Here is a 1137-nt window from a genome sequence, read left to right on the forward strand (position 1 = left end):
CATGGAGTGTTTCGACATCATCGAACCCTGCTTTCGATGCTTGTTCTACCGTGAATGAAATATATGGTGAGTGGATAGTCACATTCACATCATGACGATAAAGGACGGCAAGAGCGTCCTTGAGTCCAACACCAAACTTCCCGATTACTTTATCGGGATTATTGAGTTTCTCTTCATCCTCTCCTTGCGTTAGGTCTTGGTGAGTGAGACCTCGACCATAATCTCGGATGTGCCATCTCCCTTGTTCATCCTGAGAAATGTCAGGGTCAGTTATTTCAGAGAGTTCACTTTCGTCAAGTGCGTTAGCGATTAATTCACGGATCCCATCGCTCACTTCCCAGGCTTCCAGCAACTCCTCTTCCATGTTGAGATCGAATTCCTTCGGCCATTCTCCACTCATACTTGTTATGAGTAGAACCACTACTTGCGGTTAAACACTTGGCTGGAGCTCCCCCTCGTCCTGACAAGGTTTTATTCCGGTCAGGTGGACAGAATACACCAGAGGAGTATTTCACGGAAGGATTTACCGAATCAACGGTGACGACGTCAACTCGCGGGTTCCACAACGTTCCAAGCAATGGATATCAAAGAGGCAGAAATCGAGGAATGGGTGATTTCCATCCCGGAACTACTGAATGAGGACTTGTTGGTTGTGGCGTCCCAGTACGCGAAGTTCGACAAGACAGCCGATCGGCCGGCCATCTTGGCGCTTGATCCAGACGGGAAACTCGTTGTGATCGAGTTGAAGCGGGATACGGCCGATTCAACCACCGACCTGCAGGCGATCAAGTACGCCAGTTACTGTTCAACGATTAGTACAGAGGAACTGCAACAGGATTACCGGGTGTTCTGGAACGGTCGGCGAGACGGTGACAACCAACTCACACCGGAAGACGTCGGCAACAAATTCAGCGAGTTCATGGACCACGATGTCACCCCTGGTGAAGATGGCTACGCTGAATTCGCGTTAGACGATCGCCCGCTAATCATGCTCGTTTCAGGTGATTCGGCCCAGAGATTACGACGCCGGTCGTCTGGCTCGAACGGGAATCGGCAACAATCCAGACGTCGTCTCGGTCGTGGGCGACCCAGGTCAGCTCGCGATCGGCGAGCGCGACCGGTTGCGGTTCCGGCTGG

At 51.8% G+C, this 1137-nt stretch carries 1 protein-coding gene and 1 pseudogene; one reads left to right on the plus strand and one right to left on the minus strand.

Annotation, left to right across the window (positions count from 1 at the left end):
• Positions 1 to 400, minus strand: a 400-nt coding sequence (locus C487_RS20270; protein ID WP_394295585.1) for an ATP-binding protein, incomplete at its 3' end; no start/stop codon positions are given.
• 177 nt (positions 401 to 577) lie between these two features.
• Between C487_RS20270 and C487_RS09220 the strand changes: the two are divergent.
• A pseudogene (locus C487_RS09220) lies at positions 578 to 1137 on the plus strand (hypothetical protein); the annotation flags it as partial.

It is taken from the genome of Natrinema pallidum DSM 3751 (assembly GCF_000337615.1).
GTDB classification, from domain to species: Archaea; Halobacteriota; Halobacteria; order Halobacteriales; family Natrialbaceae; genus Natrinema; species Natrinema pallidum.